At 43.6% G+C, this 5,159-nt stretch carries 6 protein-coding genes; 2 read left to right on the forward strand and 4 right to left on the reverse strand.

What is annotated here, in order from left to right:
* Together WKF69_RS18530 and WKF69_RS18535 are read right to left on the reverse strand one after the other, a co-directional pair.
* Positions 1-978 (reverse strand): N-acetylmuramoyl-L-alanine amidase (locus WKF69_RS18530; protein ID WP_340383874.1); only part of this gene is annotated, 978 nt, incomplete at its 3' end.
* Between the two features lie 30 nt (positions 979-1,008).
* A complete protein-coding gene (locus WKF69_RS18535) occupies positions 1,009-2,304 on the reverse strand; it encodes a D-alanyl-D-alanine carboxypeptidase (RefSeq protein WP_340383876.1) in 1,296 nt (431 codons plus the stop codon).
* A 143-nt stretch (positions 2,305-2,447) separates the two neighbouring features.
* Here WKF69_RS18535 and WKF69_RS18540 point away from each other — a divergent pair, with 143 nt between their 5' ends.
* On the forward strand, positions 2,448-3,578 hold the full coding sequence (locus tag WKF69_RS18540; RefSeq protein ID WP_340383878.1) for a P1 family peptidase: 1,131 nt from the start codon (positions 2,448-2,450) through the stop codon (positions 3,576-3,578).
* A gap of 8 nt (positions 3,579-3,586) precedes the next feature.
* Positions 3,587-4,447, forward strand: coding sequence for an aminotransferase class IV (locus tag WKF69_RS18545; RefSeq protein ID WP_340383880.1), 861 nt, complete (start codon positions 3,587-3,589; stop codon positions 4,445-4,447).
* 42 nt (positions 4,448-4,489) lie between these two features.
* On the opposite strand, the gene WKF69_RS18550 is transcribed toward WKF69_RS18545, so the two are convergent.
* Positions 4,490-4,939, reverse strand: a complete 450-nt coding sequence (locus WKF69_RS18550) for a YhcH/YjgK/YiaL family protein (protein WP_340383882.1) — start codon at positions 4,937-4,939, stop codon at positions 4,490-4,492.
* Positions 4,940-4,948: 9 nt separating this feature from the next.
* Positions 4,949-5,159, reverse strand: a 211-nt coding sequence (locus WKF69_RS18555; protein ID WP_340383884.1) for a hypothetical protein, incomplete at its 5' end; no start/stop codon positions are given.

Raw genomic sequence — 5,159 nt, forward strand, 5'->3', positions numbered from 1 at the left:
CCGCGTCTCTTCCTGAATAGCTTGTTCAGTTTTCCCAAGTTTGCGCAGGAGCACAGCGCGATATTTATGACATTTTGCCGCTACCGGCGAATCAGGAAATGATTTTGCCGATTGCGAAAACAAGTCGTACGCTTTTTGAAGTGAAGTAGTGTCTTTATTTTTCATCAGCTCTTTGCCGTCAATAAAATCCTGCATCCATCGGCGGGCTACAGGGCTCATGCGCTCAGCTTCCTGTAAAGTTTGAAACTGCGGCGGAAATTTAGACTGTGTTTTAGGATGTATCGCAGCTACTGGATTGCTGAAAAATTTTTCAATTGCTCTCGCGAAAGCTATGGCTTCGCCAAGATTATGTTCTTTTTGCTTTAGCCGGCTTTCTTCGGCAGGATTTGTAAAGAATGATGCTTCCGCAAGTACACCCGGGATGCCATAGGTTCCGCGTAGGACTGAAGCTCCTGCACCTGAGAAGATTGTATAATCCGAAACTATACTTACATGCGTTTTGGATTTGTACATGTATTTCCTTAAGTTTTTTGCGAGATGCTTGCTGAAATCTACGCTGGCAATATTTTCAGAAGCTAAGCCATGGTAATAGATTATCGGAAAATTTACAGACGGATCAGCGGTTGCATTGTGGTGAATTGAAACAAAAAAATCCGCTTTATTATCTACAACCATTTTGGAACGGTCTGCCAGGGGAAACGTAACGTCTTCGCTTCGGGTAAGCAACACCCTGGCTCCCTTTTCTTCTAACAGACCTTTCAGAAGTACCCCAACCCGCAAATCAATCCACTCTTCGCGCTCTCCGGTGGGACCTTGTCTGTAACTGTCCGTAGCGGCAGATCCGCCATGGCCCGGGTCAATGACAATTAATTTTCCTGAAAGCGGCGTCGCATTTTGAGCACTTGCAGCCAAAACAGAGCCTTGAACTAATAAAAATGAGAATAATACTATCCTTCTAATATTAATAAATAAGAACATCGTGATTTATAAATTTCGTTTTGGTTTAAACTAATATTTCTCCCGGATCATAGTCATTATCCGCACCATCTCGTTGCTGATATCGGCGGACGGAATAAGGAAATTATTATTCATGAACGAATAGATGAATTTTTTTCCTTTGCGGGTGACAAGGTATCCCCCCTGGATTCTCACGTTGGACAGTGTGCCTGTTTTAGCCCAAACAAACGGCACTCCGTTGTCCGTTTTAAAAGCTGTCCGTAGGGTACCGCTTACGCCTCCGACAGGAAACATGTTGAGCAGCCTCTGCTCATCTCCAACTTTATCCCTGGTCTTGATCAGCATCTTAACTATCGACCGTGGACTGAAATAATTATTCCGGGATAGACCGGAACCATCTTGCCATTGGAACAGATCGGGAAGATCTGCTAAGTAGTTTTTAGAGCTATGTGCAATTGCTGCGTTAACGCTGAGCTTGCCGGGAAGGGTGGAAGAACAAACATACAGGATCTGCTCTGCGAGATAGTTATCGCTCGGCAGCATCATTCTCTTATAAAGCGAATCTGCGAGGATGCTGTAAACCGTTTTAGCCCCTTCCGGCAGAGCCATATTGGTAACGTTCACTGGTTTTCCCAGGACTTCAGTTAAGGTCTTTTGTGTAAGCTCTGCACCGGGCACGAGGTACACAGTTTGTTTGAAATCCGCGGGAATCGTCATTGTTGGATAACTGAAGGTATTTGTTCTTTCATCCCGGCGAACCGAAAATTCTCTCGGATGATATGAAGTATCTTCTTTCAAATAGGTGTTCAGAAATTCGGGTTTCAGGTGAACTTTTCCATCCGGACCGGCGTAGGCTTGTGCGGTATTTTCCACGATAGGCAGGGACACCATCGCGATGGTATATATTCCAGAGCCAGCGAAATCAGCACTCGCATTACTATGGGAATAGAATAGCTTCTTGTTGGAGTTTTTTAGAAAATCATAAACCTTAGTCGATTTTAGATCAGGGTGCATCATAGATGGATCGCCCGTTCCCCAGAATATCAGTGAATCACCTTTCGTGATGTAACGTAAGCCGGGAATAGAATCTCCAAGCATATTTAAGGCGGTATATAACGTTATAATTTTGGTGTTAGATGCAGGTATTGCGGGTTTGTTCGCATCCAGTTCATACACCATCTTGTCCTTGGCGGGATCATATAACGCAAAGCCAGTATAATGGTTGTTGACAATCTCGGAAGCCTTGAAGATCTTCTCGATCTTTTTCTTGCTTTGAGCATATGCCTGATCAAATATTGTTAAACAGAGGGTCAAGGCTAAGAGGATGTTGAGGGTTTTAGTTTTCAATTTTGGTGATTTTTTTTGTTGCAGGCGTGAATATCCTATGCAATATAGTTCTCTATACTTTAAAATAAAATAGGCTAACTGGTGCTCTTTATGCGCATGAGGCATTTTCTTTGGAATCAGGATTAATGATTAATATTGTGCAAATGCAGAAACAACTGTTGTATGCCCTGCTTTTTCTTTTACCTCTTTGCGTGTTTTCGCAGGAAAGGGTCGTTCCGCGTAATATCGGCTTAAAAATAGGGGTAATTTCCCCCGGTACTCTGAATGCTATAACCGATGTCCCTGGAGTGAAGGTTGGTCACCAAACGATAGTTAGAGCTGATTCGATAAGGACCGGTGTAACAGCTATAATACCTCAGTCAGGAAATATTTTTCAAATGAAACTACCTGCAGCAATTTTTAGCGGCAATGGTTTCGGTAAGCTGGCCGGAAGTACTCAGGTTCAGGAACTGGGCAATTTAGAAACCCCGATAATTCTTACCAATACACTTGGTGTCGCTGCGGCCATGGAGGCGCTGATCGAGCATACCCTATCTCAATCAGGAAACGAAGCTGTGCAATCGGTTAATGCCCTTGTTGGCGAGACAAATGACAGTTATCTGAACGACATACGCGGCCGGCATGTTACCAAGCTCGACGTGCTTAACGCGATACGAAACGCAAAAGATGGGCCGGTTGAACAGGGATCCGTAGGAGCTGGAACCGGGACCGTATGTTTCGGTTTTAAAGGAGGCATCGGAACTTCATCAAGGAAACTGCCACAGAGCTTGGGCGGGTTCACGGTAGGTGTTCTGGTACAAACAAATTTTGGCGGTGTTCTGCAAATCGACGGGGTACCTGTAGGTGAAGAGCTTGGGAAATTTTCCTTCAGCGACAAGCTGCTGAACAACGTCGATGGCTCTTGTATGATGGTGGTAGCAACAGATGCACCGCTGGATGCGAGGAACCTGGAAAGACTTGCCAAAAGAGCATTCATGGGTATGGCGAAGACTGGCGGAATAGCTTCTAATGGGAGTGGGGATTATGTAATCGCGTTTTCGACCGCTGCAGCCATTCGTGTGCCTCATCAGCCTCAAACATCTGTGATGTCCGGCGGCTATTTACATAATGATTTCACTTCGCAGGTTTTTATGGCAGCAATTGAGGCGACGGAAGAAGCAATAATCAATTCTTTGTTTGCAGCTACGACGACGGCCGGCAGATCATCCCGCTCGGTAGAAGCGCTGCCACTTGACAAAGTTATACCCATCCTGAAAAAATATAAACGTTTATAAAATCACATATGTACGTCCTGGTGAATGATTCCATAATTTCAGAAGAAGAAGCTACCCTTAATATCACCGACCTGTCAGTTCAAAGAGGTTATGGGATTTTCGATTTTCTAAAGACCGTTGCTGGAAAACCGATTTTTCTTGAAGATCACTTAGATCGCTTTTACAGTTCTGCGGAGCAGATGCGTTTACCCGTAAAGCCGAAAAGGAATGAGCTTACAGGTCTTCTGCATGCTCTCATTGAGAAAAATAAGTTACCGGAATCTGGCGTGAGGATTACTTTAACTGGTGGATATTCTCCCGACGGCTTTAATATAGCAGCCGCATCAAATATAATTGTCACTCAGCAGGATTTTGTGATTAACCGGGATTATGAGAAATCAATAGGGCTAATGACGTACGATTATCAGCGGCAATTTGCTTCTGCAAAAACACTTGATTATCTAAAGGCTATCTGGCTCCAGCCGGTCCTGAAAGAGAAAGGAGCGGACGATATTCTTTACCATGATAATGGTGTGTTGCGCGAGTGCCCGCGCGCCAATTTCTTTCTTATAAATGAAAAAGACGAGATACTTACCTCAAAAAGCAACATTCTTAAAGGAGTGACCCGAAAACACATTCTTAAATTTAGCAATCAGAACTTCAAAATAGACGAGCGTGAACTAACGATGGATGATCTTCGTCACGCTAAAGAGGCTTTTATCAGCAGCACAACCAAAAATATTTTGCCTGTGACTACAGTTGACGGTAGGGTTCTTGGAGATAGAACACCGGGACCGGTTACGAGGGCACTGATGAAGGAGTTTGATAGGTATGTGTATGGTGATAATGAACCAGAAACCAAGAGTCAAGAACCAAGACAATTCTCTTGAAAAGACAGTCTTGGCTACTGACTCTTGGTTCTTGACTCTTGGTTAAGCTTTAACCTTTATAATCATCTTTTTAATCACCCCGTCAGCTATCATGGGTGCATGAACATCCTCCGGAAAGAAGATTGCAAATTGATTGTCCTTAAGCGTGAAATGCATATCCGGCGTTTCATTATAAAATAGAACATCCTTTTCTGGATTATATTCCCCTTTTGGCGATGAACACGCGCTTCTTGGCCGCCATCCAAATACTTCAGGTCCTGTGATGCACAGCTGGATATCAATATTGTTATTGTGGCATTCGAATTTTGATGCAGACTCTTCTGCTGTCATTCCTTCCTTCTCAGCAATGGCACCTTTTAGTCCCTCACTGATGTCAAATTTGCTTACCTCAAGTGATTTCAGATCTTGTGTGCTGATATATTCAAAAGCTTTCTGGAAAAGCGGATGAACGCCGTAATATTTTGAGGCGTTATCAAGTGTGTCTATTATCATAATATGCGGTTATTTTGTTTTATTAAAAAACTCATAAATGTTTTGTTGATTGCCTTCGGCAATGTCTTTTAACCAAGGAGAGCCACCGAAGTTTAACCGCGGAGGCCGCAGAGTACAGCCGCAGAGAGCGCAAAGTTTTTCAGAAACTCTTGTTGAAGACGTTAGGTTTGACTTGTCCTGACATAGGTTGACAAAAAACAAGGTCAACGATGAATAGAAA

The organism is Daejeonella sp., assembly GCF_037719425.1.
Lineage (GTDB): Bacteria > Bacteroidota > Bacteroidia > Sphingobacteriales > Sphingobacteriaceae > Daejeonella.